The sequence below is a fragment of the Mucilaginibacter gracilis genome, from assembly GCF_003633615.1.
GTDB classification, from domain to species: domain Bacteria; phylum Bacteroidota; class Bacteroidia; order Sphingobacteriales; family Sphingobacteriaceae; genus Mucilaginibacter; species Mucilaginibacter gracilis.
On the sequence record NZ_RBKU01000001.1, the window covers coordinates 3,288,644 to 3,310,787 of the forward strand.

At 41.1% G+C, this 22,144-nt stretch carries 20 protein-coding genes and 1 pseudogene; 14 read left to right on the top strand and 7 right to left on the bottom strand.

What is annotated here, in order from left to right; translation table 11 throughout:
- Positions 1-20 precede the first annotated feature (20 nt).
- The 5 genes from BDD43_RS14230 (at position 21) to BDD43_RS14250 (ending at position 4,696) form a co-directional block, all read left to right on the top strand.
- Entirely contained in the window at positions 21-2,312 is a 2,292-nt protein-coding gene (locus tag BDD43_RS14230) for an ATP-dependent helicase (protein ID WP_121198307.1), read from the top strand.
- Between the two features lie 295 nt (positions 2,313-2,607).
- The gene (locus tag BDD43_RS14235) at positions 2,608-3,144 is read left to right on the top strand and encodes a lysozyme inhibitor LprI family protein (RefSeq protein ID WP_121198308.1); all 537 of its coding nucleotides are present in this window, start codon (positions 2,608-2,610) and stop codon (positions 3,142-3,144) included.
- Between the two features lie 17 nt (positions 3,145-3,161).
- Positions 3,162-3,563, top strand: a complete 402-nt coding sequence (locus BDD43_RS14240) for a DUF1801 domain-containing protein (RefSeq protein WP_121198309.1) — start codon at positions 3,162-3,164, stop codon at positions 3,561-3,563.
- 79 nt (positions 3,564-3,642) lie between these two features.
- Complete coding sequence (locus BDD43_RS14245) at positions 3,643-3,864, top strand: hypothetical protein (RefSeq protein ID WP_147425643.1); 222 nt, start codon at positions 3,643-3,645, stop codon at positions 3,862-3,864.
- Complete coding sequence (locus tag BDD43_RS14250) at positions 3,857-4,696, top strand: hypothetical protein (RefSeq protein ID WP_121198311.1); 840 nt, start codon at positions 3,857-3,859, stop codon at positions 4,694-4,696. Before BDD43_RS14245 ends, BDD43_RS14250 begins: the two co-directional genes overlap by 8 nt.
- Positions 4,697-4,778: 82 nt before the next feature.
- On the opposite strand, the gene BDD43_RS14255 is transcribed toward BDD43_RS14250, so the two are convergent.
- Positions 4,779-6,149 carry an exonuclease domain-containing protein gene (locus tag BDD43_RS14255; RefSeq protein WP_121198312.1) on the bottom strand — a complete coding sequence of 457 codons (1,371 nt, stop codon included), beginning with the start codon at positions 6,147-6,149 and terminating at the stop codon, positions 4,779-4,781.
- A 352-nt stretch (positions 6,150-6,501) separates the two neighbouring features.
- On the opposite strand from BDD43_RS14255, the gene BDD43_RS14260 reads away from it, so the two are divergent.
- On the top strand, positions 6,502-7,038 hold the full coding sequence (locus BDD43_RS14260) for a c-type cytochrome (RefSeq protein ID WP_121198313.1): 537 nt from the start codon (positions 6,502-6,504) through the stop codon (positions 7,036-7,038).
- Between the two features lie 231 nt (positions 7,039-7,269).
- On the opposite strand, the gene BDD43_RS14265 is transcribed toward BDD43_RS14260, so the two are convergent.
- The 4 genes from BDD43_RS14265 to BDD43_RS14280 form a co-directional block, all read right to left on the bottom strand.
- Complete coding sequence (locus tag BDD43_RS14265) at positions 7,270-8,172, bottom strand: AEC family transporter (RefSeq protein ID WP_121198314.1); 903 nt, start codon at positions 8,170-8,172, stop codon at positions 7,270-7,272.
- A gap of 182 nt (positions 8,173-8,354) precedes the next feature.
- On the bottom strand, positions 8,355-9,491 hold the full coding sequence (locus BDD43_RS14270) for a mechanosensitive ion channel family protein (RefSeq protein ID WP_121201982.1): 1,137 nt from the start codon (positions 9,489-9,491) through the stop codon (positions 8,355-8,357).
- Between the two features lie 241 nt (positions 9,492-9,732).
- On the bottom strand, positions 9,733-11,040 hold the full coding sequence (locus BDD43_RS14275) for an ammonium transporter (RefSeq protein ID WP_121198315.1): 1,308 nt from the start codon (positions 11,038-11,040) through the stop codon (positions 9,733-9,735).
- A 172-nt stretch (positions 11,041-11,212) separates the two neighbouring features.
- Positions 11,213-11,575, bottom strand: a complete 363-nt coding sequence (locus tag BDD43_RS14280) for a hypothetical protein (RefSeq protein ID WP_121198316.1) — start codon at positions 11,573-11,575, stop codon at positions 11,213-11,215.
- Between the two features lie 205 nt (positions 11,576-11,780).
- Here BDD43_RS14280 and BDD43_RS14285 point away from each other — a divergent pair, with 205 nt between their 5' ends.
- From BDD43_RS14285 to BDD43_RS14295, 3 genes are all read left to right on the top strand, one after another.
- Positions 11,781-12,380, top strand: coding sequence for an alpha-ketoglutarate-dependent dioxygenase AlkB family protein (locus BDD43_RS14285; RefSeq protein ID WP_121198317.1), 600 nt, complete (start codon positions 11,781-11,783; stop codon positions 12,378-12,380).
- Between the two features lie 109 nt (positions 12,381-12,489).
- On the top strand, positions 12,490-13,539 hold the full coding sequence (locus BDD43_RS14290; protein WP_121198318.1) for a glycoside hydrolase family 130 protein: 1,050 nt from the start codon (positions 12,490-12,492) through the stop codon (positions 13,537-13,539).
- A 136-nt stretch (positions 13,540-13,675) separates the two neighbouring features.
- A complete protein-coding gene (locus BDD43_RS14295; protein ID WP_121198319.1) occupies positions 13,676-13,864 on the top strand; it encodes a hypothetical protein in 189 nt (62 codons plus the stop codon).
- 16 nt (positions 13,865-13,880) lie between these two features.
- Here the strand turns inward: BDD43_RS14295 and BDD43_RS14300 are convergent.
- Positions 13,881-14,773, bottom strand: a pseudogene (locus BDD43_RS14300) (IS982 family transposase).
- A 97-nt stretch (positions 14,774-14,870) separates the two neighbouring features.
- On the bottom strand, positions 14,871-16,151 hold the full coding sequence (locus tag BDD43_RS14305; RefSeq protein ID WP_121198320.1) for an NRAMP family divalent metal transporter: 1,281 nt from the start codon (positions 16,149-16,151) through the stop codon (positions 14,871-14,873).
- 137 nt (positions 16,152-16,288) lie between these two features.
- Here BDD43_RS14305 and BDD43_RS14310 point away from each other — a divergent pair, with 137 nt between their 5' ends.
- The 5 genes from BDD43_RS14310 (at position 16,289) to BDD43_RS14330 (ending at position 22,069) form a co-directional block, all read left to right on the top strand.
- A complete protein-coding gene (locus tag BDD43_RS14310) occupies positions 16,289-17,677 on the top strand; it encodes a serine hydrolase (protein ID WP_121198321.1) in 1,389 nt (462 codons plus the stop codon).
- Entirely contained in the window at positions 17,652-17,957 is a 306-nt protein-coding gene (locus BDD43_RS14315; protein WP_246001579.1) for a UPF0175 family protein, read from the top strand. The genes BDD43_RS14310 and BDD43_RS14315 overlap by 26 nt, the downstream gene beginning before the upstream one ends.
- Positions 17,950-18,420 (top strand): DUF3368 domain-containing protein, encoded by a 471-nt coding sequence (locus tag BDD43_RS14320; protein ID WP_121198322.1) that lies wholly within the window; start codon positions 17,950-17,952, stop codon positions 18,418-18,420. The genes BDD43_RS14315 and BDD43_RS14320 overlap by 8 nt, the downstream gene beginning before the upstream one ends.
- A gap of 245 nt (positions 18,421-18,665) precedes the next feature.
- On the top strand, positions 18,666-18,977 hold the full coding sequence (locus BDD43_RS30985; RefSeq protein WP_121201984.1) for a Sec-independent protein translocase subunit TatA/TatB: 312 nt from the start codon (positions 18,666-18,668) through the stop codon (positions 18,975-18,977).
- A gap of 50 nt (positions 18,978-19,027) precedes the next feature.
- Positions 19,028-22,069 carry a glycosyltransferase family 117 protein gene (locus tag BDD43_RS14330; protein ID WP_121198323.1) on the top strand — a complete coding sequence of 1,014 codons (3,042 nt, stop codon included), beginning with the start codon at positions 19,028-19,030 and terminating at the stop codon, positions 22,067-22,069.
- Positions 22,070-22,144: the final 75 nt, after the last annotated feature.

Genomic DNA, 22,144 nt, shown 5'->3' on the forward strand with positions numbered 1-22,144 from the left:
ATAGAAAAGGGGAGAAGATTTTGGATTATTTAAAGGGATTAAATCCTTCGCAACAGGCGGCTGTTTTACAAATTCAGGGGCCGGTGATGATTATTGCAGGTGCCGGGTCGGGTAAAACAAGGGTTATTACTTATAGAGTGGCACACCTGATACAAAAGGGTGTGGACTCGTTTAATATACTGGTACTTACATTTACCAACAAAGCTGCGCGCGAAATGCGTGAGCGTATTATGAGCGTGGCCGGCACCGAAGCCAAAAACATTTGGATGGGTACGTTTCACTCGGTTTTTGCCAAAATTTTACGCGTTGAGGCCGATAAAATAGGCTACCCGAGCAACTTTACCATTTATGATACCGACGACAGCAAGAGTGTGCTGCGCGCCATTATCAAAGAAATGAACCTGGACGATAAGCTGTATAACCAAAATTTTGTGATGAACCGCATCTCGGCATCAAAAAATAACCTGGTATCGTGGCAGGAGTATCAGCAGAATGAGGCTATACAGGCCGAAGATTTTTCGAGCGGCAGGGGCCATATTGGTAAGATATATGAAAACTATGTTAACCGCTGTTTCCGTGCCGGGGCGATGGACTTTGACGATTTGCTGTTTAAAACCAACGAGCTTTTAAAAACCCATAACGACGTACTTTATAAATACCAAAACAAGTTCAAATACCTGATGGTGGATGAGTATCAGGATACTAACTTTTCGCAGTATTTAATTGTGAAGAAGCTGGCTTCAATTAACCAGAATATTTGTGTGGTTGGTGATGATGCGCAGAGTATTTACGCTTTCCGGGGTGCCAACATCCAAAATATTTTAAATTTTGAGAAGGATTATCCCGATCTGAAAGTATTTAAGCTGGAACAAAACTACCGCTCAACCCAAAATATTGTAAATGTTGCCAACAGCATTATATCAAACAATAAGGAGCAGCTTAAAAAGAATGTTTTTTCGGAAAAAGAACATGGCGATAAAATTAAGGTTTTACGTGCCTTTAGCGACAATGAGGAAGGCAAGATAACTGCCGAATCTATTTTTCAGGACCATGCCAATAAGGGGATGAAATGGCATGATTTTGCTATTTTGTATCGCACCAATGCGCAATCACGCTCGATGGAGGAGGGTTTGCGTAAACTCAATATCCCCTACAAAATATACGGAGGATTATCTTTTTATCAACGTAAGGAAATTAAGGATTTGATAGCTTACTTTAGGCTAACCTTTAACCCAAGCGACGAGGAGGCGTTAAAGCGCGTTATCAATTACCCCAAACGCGGCATTGGCGATACTACGGTTGACAGGATTATTGTAGCTGCCGGACAGCATAATATTACGCCCTGGGAGGCGATTGTTAACTCGGCGCAGTTTTTGGATAGCCGCACGGCTAACACGGTGGTGAATTTTGGTATGATGATTCAAAGTTTCCAGGTTATCACCAAAACCATGTCTGCTTACGATTCGGCACTATATATTGCACAGCATTGCGGGCTATTGAAAGACTTGTACGAAGATAAATCGGTTGAAGGATTAAACCGTTATGAAAACATACAAGAGCTGTTAAACGGTATAAAAGAGTTTAGCGAACGCGAGGACCTGGAAGAAAAAGGCCTTGACGTGTTTATGCAGGATATTGCCCTGCTTACTAACGACGATAAGGATAAAAATAAGGATGCCGACACGGTATCGTTAATGACGATACACTCCAGTAAAGGACTTGAATTTCCGCACGTGTATGTGGTTGGTTTGGAAGAGAATTTGTTCCCATCGCAAATGTCGCTCAACTCACGTACAGATTTGGAAGAAGAACGCCGCTTATTTTATGTGGCCGTTACCCGGGCCGAAAGTAAACTGACTATTAGCTACGCTACTTCGCGCTTTAAGTTTGGTACGCTAATTAACTGTGAGCCAAGCCGGTTTTTAGATGAAATAGACGCGCAATATTTGGAGCTTGATTTTACCGCCAAAAAAGCACCAACCGGTAATCCGTTTTTTGATGACGACCGTGCCGCATGGGCCGGCGGCAGCAGTAAAGATGCTTTTAGCAAGCCCAAAGCACCAGCCCCGGCAACCAAAGCCAATATTAAAACAACAAGCATACTGGCTAAAGCCCACGTACCATCGGCAGGTTATACACCAAGCGACACCAGTAACCTACAGGTAGGCATGGAGGTTGAACACGAGCGTTTTGGTTTTGGCAAGGTATTAACCTTAGACGGCAATAAACCTGATATTAAAGCCACTATATTTTTTAAGGACGTAGGGCAAAAGCAATTGTTATTAAAGTTTGCGAAGTTGAGGATAGTGTAAATATTGCATGTTTTTCTGAACCCGTAGAGGGTGCAATACCGGTAGTATGAAAATGCCTTGCAATTAGTGCGTGCTGTAGGCGCGAAATCGGCTGGTTTGGATACAGCGGCCTGTAAACTGTAGGTTAAGTATTGCACCTACCGGCGCAAAAAAATGATTTGGCGTTGTTTTCTACCCACCTATTGCACCTACGGCGCAGTCATTTGCACCAATGGTTAAAGATGAGGGTACACCGTTAGTAAATACTAATCCCGGTATTTAATAATTGCATATTTTTTTACATATTAGCTTAATTATGAAAAGAATTGTTGCTTTAGCCGCGCTGCTTGTTTTATCGTTTAGTTTACGGGCACAACTATCATTTACGCCCGAGCAAAACAAAACCATTGCCAACGCTGTGGAGCAAAAACTGGCTGTTTTTAAAGCTAAATTGGTGAATTTGAAAGTTTCGGCCATTGAAAGTGAGTTTGCAATTGATACTTTTAAGGTTGAACATTTGATGGCCGAACGGTTGAATACCAGCTATGTTACATCGGACATGATAATCACCGCTGGCGATGCGTCAAGAGGATATGATTTATTGTTGAATAAGTATTACAAAAAACTGATGTCGGTTTTAAAGGATACTGATAAACAGGTATTGTTGCAAACTCAAAAAAACTGGATAGCTTTTCGCGATAGCGAATCTAAATTGATAGGGGTGATAGGTGGCGATAAATATACAGGTGGCACTATGCAGGCACCAATTGACGCCGAACTGTATTTGCAATTGATAAAAAAGCGCACCTGTGATATTTATGAGCATTACTCGAGAATTGCCGACCAACCCTGAACCTTAAAGCTAACAATATGACGATTGCCGATCATCTTAATCAACAAGAAACTGCCCGTATACCTTTAATGAGCGAGTTACACCGGGTTATTTTAAAGAATGACACTACGGTTATTGCAACAGTTGGGAGTATGATGGGTAAGCAAATGATATTGTATACCGATAGGGGGAGTTTTAAATACGGTTTGGCGGGTTCTAAAGATCATATTACGTTACATGTGCTGCCTATTTATGGTAATGCGCTGTTACATGCCAGGTATGTTGAATTGTTACCTAATGCCAAATTACAAAAGGGTTGTATTAACTTTAAAAATGAGGCCCAAATGCCATTGGAGATAGCGGCCCAATTAATTGCCGATTGCGCCGGTATTGATATGATAGCAATAAGGCAAAATTATCTTGATAAAAAAAAGAAGTAGTAAATAATTTGCGCCAAACCAATTGATGGGTTTTGCAAAACAGCTAGTTTATAACTTTAGTGCCTATACACATAAAAAGATGACCGATTATACCAAATCCGTTATATTGCTGAGTACGCTTGGGGTACTGTGGTATACCAACCTGGTTATGCTTATTGTTTCGATGACAGATTTTCCGGGTTCGTATGAGCTTCGGGATTATAAATTGTTGATAGGCCTGGTTCTGATTTTTATGACGGGTTGCTTTAGGCAAACGTATGTAATGTGGAAAAAAGGCCGCCCCGTTAACGATAATGAATAACCTTTTGGTGTTAGTAGAAACGCAGGAAAACAGTTCGTCGGTAGCGCCTATAGTGGTGATAATTGTAACAACAATTATGTTTGTGGCGTTGGTTGTCCGGGTTTGCTGGCCAAGCCTTCGCGAAAATAATATTTTTCAGAAAACGCGCCTGTATAATTATGGCCGGGGCCCCGAGGCAAAAGCATACGTTAGGCAACGGCAGCGCGATACCATAGCTTTTTGTGCCGGCTCAAATATAGCGGGCCTTATTTTGTTGATTTTTAAAAGCATACAACCTAAAGTTACTAATCCCAAATATCCTGTAAACGCCCTTAGCGGCTTACCTTTGCGTTTTTTTTTGTTGGGCCTTTTTTGCACTATTTGTTTGTTAATTTTTTCGTTTGTTGAGGAGGTTGAACATAGTTTGGTGCGCAATTTTAAGTTTAGTTTAAAAGTTTGGGTAACCAGTTTGTTTATATCGCCGTTGTTGCTGGTAATTGTTTTTAGCTACAGGTTTACTAACATAGGGTACATGTTTTATGTGTACCTACGAACTGTTGTAACAATTAGTGGGGTGGGCAGCATTACTTTTGCCGCGTTAACGTTTGCAACGCATTATTTTACGGTAAAGCCTTTTAAAACGCGCGGCAAGCGGCTATGCATTTTATTGGCTACCCAGTTTACCATGCTGTTTAATATAATATTTGCCATGGCGTTATTTAACCCGGATATAAGTTGGTTAGTGGGATGGTTGTTTTTTACTGTTATAATGGGTTTATGCATTAAATATTACAGTATGGACACCACGGTTTATACCGAAGCTGTTTTTTACGAAGCCGAAGTTATTGACTAGTGGTTGGTTGATTGGCTTTTTTTGCTTTTGATAAGCCAGCGCAATTGAAAATTAAAAGAGGTGACTATAGCAACGTTAGTTATTACGCTACAAACTCAATTTTTCTATCGGGGTTACTCACTGCATAATTGGCTACCAGGCTTTTGATGTAACCATTGCCCGGGTATGGGGTTAACTGGCTTTTTATACTGAGCAAGCCATCATCTGTAACTGTGCTGTTGCTGATGTAGCCCATACCGTAAAACTCGCCATTCTCTATCAAAATATAGCTGTATTCATCGTCATTACGGCCTTTGTCGCGAATGGCGAAAGTTGATAGCGCAGCTTTTAAATGTGCAAGGGCTTTATCCACTCTGCTGTTGTAGCGTTTTGTTGTTTCGGTAACCTGGCAGGCGCAGGGCTTGGTAAGGTTACGCGAACAGGGCTCTTCGTTGCGCTGCACAAAGCATAATTTGGGGCATAAATCAAAGGCTTCAATGAGTTGATTTAGCAAACTGTAACCGTCTAACATGGAGTTGCAGGTATATAGCGGGGCCGAGTATTTGGTCCATTTATCAATGGCCAGGCGCAGATAACCGCGTTGGTCTTCGTACTGGTAAAGACCGTAGGTGTATTCGTGGTGCTTTTGGGCCCGGTTGTATTTTGGCCACAGGCGTTTAATTTCAACGGTTTCTAAAATAAAAGCCAATAATTCGGTACCGCAGGTTTGGTGGGTTATCTGGTGAATGTTTTTTAAAAATTCCTGTTTTTGCTGGTCGGCACGGTTGTTTGTAAAATGGCTTTTAACACGTTTTTTTAAATTTTTAGCTTTACCTACATAAATAACTTTACCCTTGGCATCATGAAAATAGTAAACGCCAGGGGCATTGGGCAAACCGGTAATATGTTGTTGGGGCAGGTTAGATGGTAATGACGATTCTTTACTTCGCTGTTTAAGCGATTGCGGGATATGTCCGTCTTTATCGTTCAGCAACATCAGGCTAAAAAGCTGTGCTGTTGCCTGTGCATCGCCCATAGCGCGGTGGCGGGCATCGTTATCAATACCCATTAACCGGCAAAATTTGCCGAGGCTATATGATGGCAGCCCGGGGAATATTTTATGGCCCAGCCTAACGGTACATAACTTAGGGCATTGCAAATCAAACCCGGCAGATAGCAAGTGGTGACGAACAAAAGAGTAATCGAAATTTACGTTATGTGCTATAAAGGTACAGGGCTGCAATATTTCGTAAACGTGCTGGGCTATTTGGCTAAACGCCGGAGCATTTTTTACCATGCTATCGTTTATCCCAGTAAGGGCCTGTATATATGCCGGGATAGGCACGCCGGGGTTAACCAGGGTTTCAAAACGATCAACAATAATGCTTCCGTTATGAATTACAATAGCAATTTCGGTAATACCGTGTGCGCTGGCGTGGCCCCCCGTTGTTTCAATATCTACTATAGCGTACATGGTGTTATGGCGTGTTAGGCAAATATATAAAAAATGCTAATTTATTTAGTTTGTTGCAATGTTTTTTACAATTAAAATATGTAGTTAATTGATTTGAATGATTTATTTACCAGTGTGTTATTAAAAAGATGCTGCCCAGATGCAGATGTTTGGTAAATGTATTGAAATTAACATTGCGCAACAGTGTTTAAACCTAAATAATGATTTGCTAAAGCAGTTTTGTTGGTTTTTGTGTTTGAAAAATAAATAAGTGAGTATGCCGAGTTAACTTGCGCTATGTTTTTGTTACGTTGTTTAGTTTGTATTTTTTAAATGATTTTTTTACTTTGGCATGAATATAAAGCAACTTACTATGTTTAATCATAAAAAAATAATTGTAACCGTATGTTTAACCGCTACGGTTGTTTTTGCAGCAACGGCATCGATGCAAACAACTGAGCCGGAAAAGCCTGAATGGAAAAACTTAAAGGTTTTGCCAAAAAAAATAAGTAAACAAGACCTGGATAAGGTAATGGACGATTGGAGGGATGCACTTGGTGTGAGATGTGGTTTTTGCCACGCCCGTAATGCCGAAACTAACAAAAATGATTTTGCGAGTGATGCCAAGCCCGAAAAGGAAGCCGCCCGTAAAATGATGACCATGACGGCCAAAATTAACAGCAAATACTTTAAGGCCGATAAAGACGATAAAACGATGACGGCTGCCATTACCTGCTATGTTTGCCACCATGGTACCGCACACCCCGAAAGTATAGCACCGCCGCGTCCGCCAAGGGCACCAGGTCAGGGTCAAAAGCCGCAGGCTGCTCCGGCTGGTTCAACACCACCGGCACCACCAGCAGGCAGTGTGCCAACATCGCCTGTAACAACAACGCCACCTGCAAAATAATTTTAAATGCTTACTGCATAAATGGTTGTGCGTAATGCTTAATTTAAATGATGTGGTGCCGGTTTAATTATTAATAAATGAGTTGATAATGAATGGCCCCGCAGTTTATAGCAAACAAGGCAATAGTTAAAAACAAGCCCTCCCACTAAGGTGAAGGGCTTTTTTTATTTTAAAGAGGGGGACTTTAACAATAATTGTTTATGGTATTATGCCCAAATAGGCCGTGTGCTATCACCATTTTGCTAAAACCAAATACCATACGCCCGTTGTTATTAGCGAAAGGATAATGCCGATACCGATGATGAGGTTTGAGAGTTTAGGGTTTAGTCCGTATTCGTCGGCAATAACGCCGGAGGTGAGCAGGGTTGGCATTGCGGCCTCAAAAATACTAATCTGCGGTATGATGCCCTTAAATTGCAAGAGCCAAAACAACAACATCACTACCGCAGGTGCAATAAAAAGTTTGTAAAGCAAGGTGCTAAAAATTGGCTTCAATTGTTGCAGCCAGCCGTCAAAACGTAGTTGCAGGCCAATGCTGAACAGTGCTAATGGGGCAACCGTGCTCCCTAATTTATCAAACAAAGGGCTAAGTACATCAATATTTATTAAATGCGGTATGGTAAGTGCCGCCACGCAACCTAAAAACGGTGGAAAACGCAACACTCTTTTTAATACAATACCCGCCGATAGCGGATGTTTTTTTGATGAATTAATGGCAACTACAACACCCACGGTTGACAGTAAAAAGAAAGTAACCTGATCGCAAATAATTGCGGTACTTAAATATTGCTCGCCAAAATAGGCTGCTATAAGTGGGAAACCAACAAAAGATGTATTGGCCAAGCCGCTGGTTAGGCGCAAGGCTCCTTCGGTACCATCGGTTACGGAAGTGGCTTTTTTGTACACTTTTACGTAGCACCAGCCGCCCAGCCACACTACTATAGGTGCCAATACAGGTGCCAGCAAATTAGAGCTCCACACTATGTGCGGCAAATACTTAAAACTTACGGCGGGTAAACCTAAATAAATTATCCAGGCGTTAATACCCCGGTGTGCATCGGCAGGTAGGGTTTTACTTCGCCTGAAAAGTAACCCAGCAGCCATGCAAACAAAAATGAGTAGAAAGTTAACCATTGCTGATGTAAAATAAGCAAAAGAAACGGTTTTAAGCAAGCTTTATACAGATGTACGTACTTGTTGTAACGGCTAATTTATGCTTTAGAAGAAAAAAAATCTTACAATTTCCCCCCTTGCTGGGTTATTGTGGTTATTAAAACTATGAAATAGAATGTAGGGAAGCTACTTTTGCAAATAGCTTATTTATCCGGGCTATTGGGGTTACCGGTTTTGCTGTCTATCTGCTTTACTTCGCCATCGGTGGGTGCTTTTTTGCCGCCATGGGTAACCCAACGGTTTAATGGCAAACTTTGCGGGTGGTTTTGGGCGATGAACTTTACCAGCCCTTCGCGGATGTAACAACGGAGATCGAAAGCTTTGGAGGAGTTGCTTGCGCTTACCAGGGCGCGTAGTTCTAAAGTATGCTCTTTGGCATCGGTTACCTGTAGCACTTGTACGCGTTTATCCCACAAAGGTGATAGGTTAAGCAAGCGCGTAAATTCGTCGCGAAGCTCATCTACGGGGTATGTATAATCTACATAAACAAAAACGGTTCCGAGTATTTCGGCAGTACTGCGGGTCCAGTTTTGGAATGGCTTTTCGATAAAGTAATTAATGGGCAGGATAAGGCGGCGCTGATCCCAAATGTTAAGTACCACGTAGGTTAGGGTTATCTCCTCAACGCGGCCCCACTCGCCTTCAACCACCAGCACATCGTCTATCCGGATGGGTTGTGTAAAGGCTATCTGGAAACCGGCCAGCAAATTCCCCAGTGACTTTTGCGCCGCAAAACCAATAATAATACCGCTTATACCCACGCCGGTAAGCAGGCCCGCTCCAATTTTACGTACATTATCAAAACTGAGTAGTATAATTGAAAGGCTGATAAGTACAATAAGCGCGATGATGATTTTGCGGATAAACTGCAATTGGGTGCGTATTTTACGCTCTTTAAGGTTATCTTCTTTACTAAGGTCGTAATTAAAATATACAAAGTCTTCGAGCACCTTAATGGCATTGATAAGCAGGTTGGCAAAGGATATGATGAGCAAGATGCCTAAAATGCGATCGAGCGGGTCGAGATAACCTTTGCTCAATTGCATAATGGGAGTCATGAGGTTTAGGGTGAACAATGGCACAAAATAATCTAGCGGCCCACCCAAGTGCGTAAGCAGCGATTTGAATAACGAATAGCCAGATACGTTTTTATAGTGCTTTAACAGTGTAGTAATAACGAATTTGAGCACCATGCCGATAATGATGGCTGCTGCGAAAACAATGAGGTTCCAGGCCCAGTCGGGCATTTGGTTAGATAAGGAGGCTATCTGCTGTTTCATGTTTATTGATAACAGCATTTTAAACTAATTGTTGGCTTTGAGAAGGCAGATTACAGATAATTACCCGTATTTAATCTTTTCGCCCAACGGCAAATAATTTGTCAAAATATTGCACAATACCTTACCGAAACCCTTTTCCTGATATAGAAAAGGGGCTTATTTAACACGAATATATTTGGAAGTAAACACCATGCCTCGGGAGCATGGTGTTACTCACTAAATCAAACTAAACTAAACCAGGTCAGAGCTCTTCGCCGTGCTGACTCAAGTCAAGACCTATCACTTCTTCTTCACTGGTTACCCTTAACGGACTAATCATGTCGGTAACTTTAAGTAGCAATAGCGAGCCAAAAAAGGCAAATGCCGATACCGCTACCAACGCAATCATGTGTACCACAAACAGGTGTGTTTCGCCATAATACAGGCCATTGCCGGTTGTATTGCCGCTATTAACGTTGGTATTAGCAAATACGCCTGTTAGTACCATACCAACCATACCGCCAACTCCGTGGCACGGAAAAACGTCCAGCGTATCGTCAATAGAGGTGCGTGAGCGCCACATTACAACCAGGTTACTTATTACAGCGGCAACAATACCTATAATTAGCGCGTGCGATATGGTAACAAAACCCGCAGCCGGGGTAATAGCAACCAGGCCCACAACTGCGCCAATACAGGCGTTCATGGCCGATGGTTTTTTACCTAAAAGTATATCAAAAAATATCCACGACATTGCCGCCGCAGCCGATGCTGTTGTGGTTGTTGCCAAAGCGGTAGCCGCCAATGCACCCGAACCTAATGCCGAACCTGCGTTAAAACCAAACCAACCAAACCATAGTAAACCTGTGCCTAATATTACGTAGCTGATACGTGCCGGAGAATGTACCGGAGCGTTACGTTGCTTTAAATATAATGCCGAAGCCAAAGCCGCCCAACCGGCAGACATGTGTACAACCGTTCCGCCGGCAAAATCAAGTACGCCCAATTTAAAAAATACGCCATCGGGGTGCCAGGTTGCGTGGGCAAGCGGCGCGTAAATAACAATCATAAAGAGGCAAATAAAAATGAGGTACGAGTTAAAGCGGATACGTTCGGCAAATGCGCCTGTAATTAACGCCGGGGTTATTACCGCAAATTTAAGCTGGAACATGGCAAAAAGTACCAAAGGTACGGTTGGTGCAAGTTTCCATGTAGCGTTGCCAAGCATGCCCTTCATCATAAAAAATGTACGCGGGTCGCCAATAAAGCCGTGTATCGAATCGCCAAAGGCAAGGCTAAAGCCAAATATTACCCACAATACAGTAATTACACCCATACATACAAAGCTTTGCAGCATGGTTGATAGTACATTTTTTTTGTTTACCATGCCGCCATAAAAAAAGGCAAGGCCAGGCGTCATAATAAGTACAAGGGCTGTTGAGGTTAACAACCAGGCGGTGTCGCCGGTATCTATTTTACTGTTGGCAACCGTAACGGTTTCAACCGATGGAAATATAAGGGCAAGTATTACTACAATAACAAGCAGCGCAAAAGGTATTATCTTTTTCATGATAAGGAGTTTCTGTAAGATTTGATTTGGTTAAACACACCATAACATACTTTTAACCGGGGTGATTACATCCGGAAGTAGGCTATGATAAATTGTATTGAACGCTTGGTGCATTAAAACAATACAGCAAGGCATATTCAAGTACGGTAAAAAAATGCGGGCTTACAGCCGTTTACCAAAAGGCATGGAAAGGAAAGAGTACAAGCTTGCGGAAGCGCGAAAAACTGAGTTGGCTGCTTCGCGAAATGTATTTTAAGCAGCTAACGCTTGCAAAAACTATTTGGTTAAAATCTGCCGACTGCTTAATAACATGGGTGTGCCGGTAATTTTGTTGGGTTAAATGCGCGGCGCTGTTTTGCCCCAGTAGCAAATCGATAGTGCTTCGCTGCCGGCTTTTTGATACCGAAGTTGTATTTGCAGGTTTATAAGTATGTTTGGCATAGGCTACGCGATGCAAATCAACCGTTGTGCTATGCGCGCTAAGGCTAATTGCGAGTATAAAAAAGAAAGTAGACTTAAAAAATCTGCTAAACATGCCTAAAATTAGTAATTATTTCAATAATTGCTATAAAAAATATCAATTTACTTCCGTTTTTGATGTAAAAGTGTAAAACGTTGTATTTTTTGATGATTTATTATGATGAAAATATAAAATTTAGCTCAAAATAGTTGTAAAAACATAGTTGAGATTGAATGTTTTATACTTGATAAAGTAATTGTAGGTTTACTCTGAATATATAATGGAACAATTAAGCTTTTTTGATACCGAGGATAATTTGCCGCAAGATATTCTGGAATATAAACCCAATTTTTTTGATGCTAACGAAAGCAGGCAGATATTTAAAACATTACTGGAGCAAACTCCCTGGAAACAGGAGTCGCAATATATGTATGGCCGAGAAGTGAAAACGCCGAGGCTTACGGCCTGGTACGGCGACGAAAGTAGTTATTACAAGTTTTCCGGTCAGCAATTTATACCACTCAAGTGGACCGATCAATTGTTGAATATTAAGTTAAAGATAGAACCCGCCGCCGGGGTATTGTTTAACAGTGTTTTATTGAATTACTACCGTGATAATAATGATTCTGTGGCTTGGCATAGTGATGATGAACCAGAATTAGGCATTAATCCTTTAATAGCCTCAGTAAATTTTGGCCAAACGCGCCGCTTTGATGTGCGGCATAAAGCAAACCACAAGCAAAAATATTCTGTTAACCTCGAAAACGGTTCGCTGTTGCTTATGAAAGGCGACGTGCAACATCAATGGGAGCATCAGGTTCCAAAATCGGCCAAAGTGCTTAAAGGCCGAATTAATTTAACTTTTCGCACCATAATATAGCTTATCAGCGAAAGGAATATCAAAACACACATTATCGTATCGATAACTATAGCAGATAATCAAAACCTATTCTGCAAACCCGCTGTTTAAATAGCACAATAAACATGCTATGAAAGATATTGCCCGTCGCTTTACTCAAAATCCTTTGCTTTCGCCTGCCGATTTGGTGCCCAGTTTAGCAGGTTTAAAAGTAGCCTGCCTGTTAAATCCCGGTGTATTTAGGTTTGATAATAAAATATGGCTGCTGGTGCGTGTGGCCGAAAGGCCCGAACAAAGCGAGGTATTTATATCGTTCCCAATATTGACCGAAAGCGGTACAACCGAAATTATGGAAATAGCACTTGATGACGCCGATTTGATAGCCACCGATGCCCGGGTTGTTAAATATAAAGGGGTGGATTATTTAACAACACTATCGCACCTGCGTTTGCTTTGCAGCGATGATGGTATTAAATTTTACGAGCCCGATAATTACCCGGCCTTGTACGGAGCAGGCGCATTGCAAACTTTTGGTATTGAAGATTGCCGGGTTACCTTGTTAGAAGGTACTTATTACCTCACCTTTACCGCAGTATCGGCCAGTGGTGTAGGGGTGGGGCTGCGCACCACTAAAAATTGGCAACATTTTGAACAGCACGGCATGATACTACCACCTCATAATAAAGACTGCGCCATTTTTGAAGAAAAAGTGAACGGTATGTTTTATGCCTTGCACCGGCCCAGCAGTGTTGATATTGGCGGTAATTACATTTGGCTTGCACAATCGCCTGACGGGCTGCATTGGGGAAACCACAAATGCATTGTAAAAACCCGTGCCAATAGCTGGGATAATGCCCGCGTAGGGGCTGGTGCATCCCCAATAAAAACAGAAAAGGGATGGCTCGAAATTTACCACGGGGCTAATTACCAGCACCAATATTGTTTAGGAGCTTTTTTGCTTGATATTAACGATCCGTCGAAAGTAATAGCACGCACTGTTGACCCTATTATGGTACCCACCGAAACTTACGAATTAACAGGCTTTTTTGGCGAAGTAGTATTTACCAACGGCCATGTTATTGATGGCGATACCATTACTATATATTATGGCGCAGCAGATGAATTTGTTTGCGGAGCTACTTTTTCGTTGAGAGAAATATTTGGGGCTTTAGGTGTTTAATTGCCGCATAAATTTACTTAGCTAATAAGCGAACATAATAGTTAATGGCTTGTTTGTTCTATACAGCCGGAGTTAAATTTCTGCAATAAATTGTTAAAAGCCAAGTAATGAAAAGTTAAAATTAAGGGGCAAAAAAATGGAAGACGAAAAAAAACAATATCACTTTGTTAATAGCCAAACCGGCTATGTAATTGCATATCTATCCATACCTGTTGATACCTACCCAGAAGCACTCACCGTGATGCTGGAAAAAAGAAGAAAAGAACTGGCAGTTCAACATGGTATATATGTGGAAACCATTTATTGGGAAGAAAAAAAGCTATAAACCTGAGTTCGATTAATCAGAAAGCAAGAATTTGATTAGATCGATTTTGTTGGTAGGATATGGAAGGTTTTTTAGGGAGAAATGAGTAAGCGATCAATCCGGATACGATATTAGTGATAAGTTAGTAAAAGAGCGGTGTCTTGAATGTTCGACCTGGCAGATGTTTTTGAGTTCATCATTAACAGTCTCTATGACCGATCTCTTGCGGAGCATGATTTTGTCGTTCATGGTCATCAGGCTGTTTTTCATATTGTTACGGATATTGGTTATGAGGTGTATATCACCAACAAACAATATTTTGGTCAGTTTTTCTGATATATAGCCTTTGTCGGCAAACAGTTTGCCAAAAACAGCTTTCAGGAAAGCTTCGTTTTTAAGTGGTTCCCGGTCATCTACGTTGGCCTGTGTAATAGCGAAGTTGAGTATTTCACCCTTGTCGCTAAGGACGATATGGAGCTTAAAGCCATAAAACCAGCCCATGGTTGATTTGCCTACTTCGGCAATGCCTTTAAATACCTTATTTCTTTTAATCCGTTTGGTATGGCATACCCTTATCGGTGTAGAATCAACGAACGAAATGCCAGTACATAAGCCTAAGCAGCAGGTTTTGAGAAAGATAGACATGGGCATCAGCACACTTTGGCTAAGTTCTACAAAGCGGTTGTAGGATACGGTGTTAGGAAACTCACGCTGCATGTGCCTTTGCAGATAGAAGATATAGAAGTGTTTAAAACACCGGAAGCCACTTAAATGAAAAAGCATACAAATGGATATGATCTCGCTTTTAGACATGGTTGGAGGGCGTTTAGATGGCTTACCTAACAGGAATGGCTGGGTAGTGGCATCAAAGTCCTTGCAAAACTCGTCAACAATACAAAAAATATCAGTAATTTTATCGTAGTCAATCATCTGGAAATGTATTTAAATATTTGAATGTCAGATACTTAAATATACTTACATTTCCTTTGATTGACAAATATTATCTCATTTATTAATCGAACTCAGGTTATAAGGTAAAAAACATAGCTATCGCCGCAGAGCCCATTGCAATAAAGGTTACCCACAATAAAATTTTTGATAATAGTTTGCTTCGGTATTCGCCCATAATTTCCTGGTTGGCAGCAATCCGGGCAATCAAAAACAAAAGCGGCACTGCCGCTACACCGTTTAGTACGGCTGCGTAAACCAGGGCCTTTACGGGGTCTATCCCAATAAAATTAATTATAAGGCCAATAAGTGTAGCCACTATAATAACACCATAAAAGCCTTGCGCCTTTTTAATTTTATAGTTTAAGCTTGCCCGCCAGTTAAATGCTTCGGCAACGGCATAGGCCGCCGAACCCGATAGCACAGGTATAGCCAACATACCCAGGCCAATAATACCTATCGAAAATATAAGTTTGGATATAAAACCCGCATGGGGGAAGGTGTGAACCAGCGGCTCTAATGCTTTTGCGGCGTCGGCAGCCGTTTTAATATCGTGTACGCCGCTATTGTGCAATACGGTTGCGCCCACTACAATGATGCTCCAGGTGGCAAATTCGGAAAATATCATCCCAAAATTATTATCAAAACGCATTCTTTTAATATGTAGCCAGCTTGTTTTAACCTGGCCTTTGTTTTTTTGCTCTTCAACCTCTTGCGATGCCTCCCAAAAAAACATGTACGGCGAAATAGTAGTACCCAACACACCCGTAATGATAAATAAAAACGAAAACGAAAATTCAAAGTGCGGTATTACGCTTGCTTTTAAAATGGTTAGCCATGGCTGGTGTACAATAAAAAGCGTTAATGGGTAAGCAAGCAAGGTTATAGCAAGCCATTTCAATATTTTAGAATATACCTTGTAGTTGGTATATATTTCGAGCAGTAAAATGATAATGGTGAAGGCAAAGGTGAGCAAAATAAAAGGCGCAGGTATAATTAATTGTGCAGCGGCGGCCATGGCACCTATATCGGCACCAATATTAATTATGTTTGCTATAACCACCAGGGCAACCACGCTATAAAGTACTGTGCGGCTATAATGCTTTTTTACCACTGCCGATATGCCCATGCCGGTAACCAGGCCTATCCGTGCGCAGGCCTCTTGTACGGCGGTCATAAAAGGTAGCATATATAAGGCTGTCCATAATTGGCCGTAGCCAAATTGCGCGCCCGTTTGCGAATAAGTTGCAATACCCGACGGATCATCGTCTGCCGCACCGGTAACCAAACCCGGCCCAAGTAAACTAAAAAACTTAACAAACTTGGTTTTGCTTTTAATAGGGGCTTTGTGTGGTTCCATACCAATGGTTTTTCTGTCGTAAATGTAAGGTTTATAACGTTTGATGCTTTGCTTTATGCAATATTTAGCGGCTTGTTATCATTGGCTGTAACTACACCCGCATACAGGCGTCTTACAGTTGCATTAACATTAACCCGATGAAAAATATATTTAATACAAGCTTACGCCTTTGCCTATGTTTTATACTCTTGCTAAACAATGCATCAGCTCAGGATAAACCCGCTAAAATAGATTCGTTAATACTTAGGGCCAATAGGCATGGTTTGTTTAATGGTAATGTTGTAGTGGCCGATAACGGTAAAATAATTTATAAGGCCACCATTGGTTTCGCCGATGCATCAGGCAAAACCTTTCTTACTCCGCAATATCGTTTTCATATTGGCTCTATTGCTAAGGAGTTTAATGCCGTAGCTATTATGATGCTGCAAGAGCAAGGCAAGCTTAACCTGAACGACAAAATAAATAAATACCTGCCGGGTTTGCCGCCCTGGGCAAACCAAATTAGCATACAAAACTTGTTGCAATATACCAGTGGTTTACCCGATGTTAAATGGCAAACCGTTAAAAACGATGCCGATAACATGGCAGATATAAAACGGATAACCAAGCTTGATTTTGAGCCGGGCACTAATTATGCTTATAATAACAACAACGTATTTCTTCAGCGCCGGATAGTTGAAAGCATTACAGGTATGAGTTTTAAGCAGTTTGTTGAGCAAAAGATATTGAAACCCTGTGGAATGAATACTGCCATTGTTGACCCTACGGATAACGACACTTTAATTGCCCGCAGTTACAACAATAACCGTAAGCAAGATGCCCTGGTATACCCAATATCTGGCTGGACATGTGTTACGCTTGGCGATTTTTATAAATGGACAAGGGTAATAGCCAATTTTAGTTTGATAAGTCCGGCAGCTACCCGGGCAATTTTAATACCGGTTGGCCCAAATAAGCAAGCCGGTTTAGGGGGCGGAACAATGGAAGGCGATAAGCTGATAACCCATATACACGACGGTACAAGCCTTAACTACCAGGCCCTGCAAGTAACAAACACCGCGCAAGGCCGAACGGTGATATTAATGACTAACAATAAAAACGTTAGCCTTTACGATTTTAATTCGGCCATCCAAAATATTCTGGATGGCAAACCTTATCACGAGCCCAAAAAAGCTATTCTTGATGCCTATCAAAAACAACTGGATACCTTAAGCGGTAAAAAAATAATAGCCTTTTATCAAAAACTAAAGATTACCAATGCCTACGATTTTGGTTTCGACGACGAAGCAACCCTAAATACCATAGGTTATTACCTGATAGGGAAACAGCGTATAGGCGATGCCATTGTTGTGTTTGAATATAATACCGCGCTATTCCCGCAATCGGGCAATGTTTTTGATAGTTTAGCCGAAGCTTATTACAAGCAAGGCAATAAACCGAAGGCCTTGCTAAACTATAAGCGCTTGTTACAACTTGACCCAACTAACCAAACGGCTAAGGATGTTATTGCCGAGTTGGGGAAATAATAGTGACGAAGGTTTGGGCGATGTGATTGTTGTATTAAAGATTTATCTTTATCTTTATGTTATGACTACGATGACACTACAGGTTCCGGATGTGCTTGAAAAGGAACACGACGAAACCGTTCGTTTTCTCGCAGCAAAATTATACGAGGCTGATAAATTATCTTTAAGCCAGGCTGCGGATATGTGCGGGATGAGAAAATGGAATTTTGCTGAAATATTGGCTAATTATGGTGTTCATTATCTTGATTCAAGTATATCTTCGGATTTAAATAATGTCTGAACTTAATACCTCTGCCGTAGTTATCACCGATACCAGTTGTTTTATTATTCTCGAAAAAATTCATGCTCTCGAATTTTTAAATAAAATTTTTGATATAGTTTTAACAACACCTGAAATTGCTTTTGAATATGGGCACCCCTTACCTTCGTGGGTAACAATACAACGTGTTGGTAACACCAAACTTCAGCAACAATTTAACCATTTACTTGATCCCGGCGAAGCCAGCGCCATAGCCTTGGCTCATGAAACACCTTGCCAATATTTAATTACTGATGATAGAGCAGCCAGGAAATTTGCCGAAAGCTTGGGTTTGCAGGTTAAGGGATCAGTAGGCGTTTTAATATACGCTAAACAAAAGGGTATTATTAAAGCCATTAAGCCCTATATCCAGCAAATTGAAAAAACAAACTTTCGGATATCGACAGTATTGATAAGCCGCATTTTAGAAGCAGCTGGCGAGTGAAAAATACGATAAATACGCTATGGCGCATTAACTCCATTTGTTAAAAACTGTTAAACCCAAACTTTTATCGACTTATAAATAACACAGGCATTATATTTGTCGTTATAATGTAAGCTATATATAAACCTTTGCTAATTTTATTCAAATTCGGATACTTTATTTTTTAGCCATATCTTTGTCACTAACTCTTTGTCGGTTTAGTCGATATAAGTTTATTGTTATTAATTGTTTTTAAATTTACTGATATGTTAAGTTCAACATTATTATTTTTAAGCCCAGGCGATATTACACTAATACTGGTAGCAGCCCTGGTTTTATTTGGCGGGAAAAAATTACCTGAGCTGGCCCGTGGTCTTGGTCAGGGTATTAAAGAATTTAAAGATGCTACCGATGGCAGCAAGTCCGATCCGCAAAGCAGCGTAAACCAGGCTCCGCCGGTTTATCAGGCCCCGCCTGCTGCACCACCAGTGCAACAAGCACCGCCAGCCGGAGGTTTCAAGTCTGATTTGCCTGATTATACACCAGTAAATCAAACGCATCCGCCTGCACAACAATAATTATACTTATATAAACCTAAACATGATATTTTTTATTTCCTGAAAAAGCTATGCAATACAACAGACTAAATAATCTATTGGGCTGGCTTTGCTTTGTCATAGCGGCAGTTACTTACACTTTAACTTTAGAACCATCAGTAAGCTTTTGGGATTGCGGCGAATTTATTTCGTGCGCTTACCGTTTACAGGTTTCGCACCAACCCGGCTACCCGTTATTTGCCATGATAGAAAAAGCGTTCTCGCTGCTATCGTTGGGTAATAAAGCTAAAGTGCCTTTTTATACCAACTTTGGTACCGCCATGACCAGCTCTGCTACGGTTATGTTTCTGTTTTGGACCATCACTGCATTAGCTAAACGCTTAACTGCAAAAACTAACGATGTTGCCGCCGGCCCACGTACCATATTAATTATGGGTGCAGGTTTGGTTGGCGCACTGGCGTTTGCTTTTTCGGATACTTTTTGGTTTTCGGCTGTTGAAACTATTGTGTGGTCAACCTCAACACTTTGCACAGCAGTTGTTTTTTGGGGGATATTAAAATGGGATGCCCACTCTGATGAGCCCGGCGCCGATAGGTGGATAGTGTTTATTGCTTATGTAATGGGCTTATCAATAGGTATCCACTTGTTAAACTTAGTTACCATTCCGGCCATCGCCCTGGTTTATTTTTTACGCCGAGGTAAAGTTATTGATGGTAAAAACACCATCATAGCCATATTAGGCGGTGTTGGTATTTTGCTGTTTGTACAGTTTGGCATCATACAATATACTGTAAAGTTTGCAGCCTATTTCGACCTGTTTTTTGTAAATAGTCTTAAAATGGGTTTTGGCACAGGCGCCTTTGTTTTCTTTGTGATATTAATAGGCTCCATTGTATATGGTATTTTATACACCATCCGCAAAAACCTGCCACGTTACAATTTGGCATTTTTGTGTATTGCTTTTATTTATTTAGGCTATAGCTCGTTCGCTTATATTCCCATCCGCGCAACGGCCGATCCTAACTTAAACAATACCGATCCTAACAATGCTTTTTCGTTATTAAGTTATTTAAACCGCGATCAGTATGGCGATAGGCCCCTGGTTTATGGCCAATACTTTGATTCGAAACAAAAAGACTTGACTGCCGAAGAGGCCGCCGATGTGCGCAATAGTGGGAGTATAGTTTATCGTAAAGGTGAAACCCAGTACGAGGTAGCAAACCATAAATATTCTATCCCTTACGAGCGTAACACCATTATGCCCCGTATTTACGACCAGGAGAGTGATCACCCTCAGTTTTATAAAGACTGGCTGCACATAGCCGATGGGCAAACTGCCAACTTTGCAGATAACGTTAAGTTTATGTTTAGCTGGCAAATTTATCAAATGTACATCAGGTACTTTTTATGGAACTATGTTGGGCGCTATAACGACATAGACGGACAAAGCAATATTTCCGGAATTGATGGTAACTGGACCACCGGATTTTTTGATAACAGTAAAAACCTGCCCAAATCTGTACTCGAAAGTAAATCATATACCCCGCTTTATGGCTTGCCGCTTATTATAGGCTTGCTGGGTGCAGCTTACCACATTGGCCGCAACAGGCGCTATGCGTTGGTGGTTGCATTGCTGTTCTTTTTTACCGGACTGGCAATTATTTTATACGTTAACCAACCACCATTACAACCTCGCGAACGAGATTACTCTTACGTAAGTTCGTTTTACGCTTTTGCCATTTGGATAGGACTGGGTGTTATTGCCCTTGCCGATTTGATACGTAAAGCGGTTAAAAATCCTCAAATATCCGGTTTAATAGCTACTGGTGTGTGCTTACTTGCTGCCCCTGTTTTAATGGCGAGCAAAGAGTGGAAAGGCCACGATAGATCGACCAAGTGGACACCGCACGATATGGCTTACAACTATTTGAACAGTTGTGCCCCTAATGCTATTTTGTTTACCTACGGCGATAACGATACTTATTCGTTATGGTACGACCAGGAAGTTGAAGGCATACGTCCGGATGTGCGTATAGTTAACCTAAGCTTATTGGGTACCGATTGGTATATACGTGGTATGAAACATAAGATGAATGAATCGGAGCCGCTACCTATTACCATGCCGAACGAAAAGTTTGAATTGGGTGTGCGCGATGTAATTTATTATGATGATAAAAAGATACCTGGTTCGGTTGAGTTAAAAGATGTTTTTGATTTTATAACATCCGACGACCCGAACGCTAAAGTTGAATACCAAAGCGGCGAAACCTTGAATTATTTGCCTACAAAAAACTTCAAGATTACCGTTAATGCTGCTGATGTTATTAAAAACAATGTAGTGCCGGCTGCCCAGCAAGATAAAATAGCACCGGTTATGGAGTGGAAGTATACCTCAAACTATGTTACCAAGGATAACCTGGCTATGCTTGATATTTTAGCACATAATAACTGGAAGCGCCCTGTTTATTTTGCCGTAACCGTAGGCAGCGAAAACCTGATAGGTTTACAGCCATACTTGTACAAAGAAGGTTTTGCTTATCACCTGATGCCTTTAAAAGTTGATAGCGCAGCAAAAGATCAGGATAAAACTAACACTTTGGTGATGTATAATAACGTGATGAACAAGCTTAAATGGGGTAACATGAAAAATGCCCGTTTTCTGGATCATGAATCAACCAATATGTTTTATCCGGTTATATTATCCATGTTTATCAACCTTTCGCAAAATTTAATGGCCGAAGGTCATGCCGATCTGGCATCTAACTTGGTCCATAAATATCTTGATGTAATGCCCGATATTTATCCCGACATTACCATAGCCCTGCGTAAAAATTATTTGGCCCAAACTTTATACGATGTGCATGATGCACCCTCAGCCAATAAAATGATGGCAAGCATTGATGCTTACGTAACCGACCAATTAAATTACGATTACTATGTATTGGAAAATAACAAAAGCGGCTTAAATGTACAGGAAATACAATATGGAGTGCATTTACTAGAGTCGATGGCGTCAGTTACCAAGCAATACCATCAAACAGAGTTAAGCAGTAAGTATGAAGCTCAATGGCGAGATTACCGCGCTAAATTTGCCGGCGTAATAGGGCAATAATACAGTTTGAAATATATTAAATAGGCCGTCTCACTTCACTGTGAGACGGCCTATTTTTTTTGAAATGATTAACAG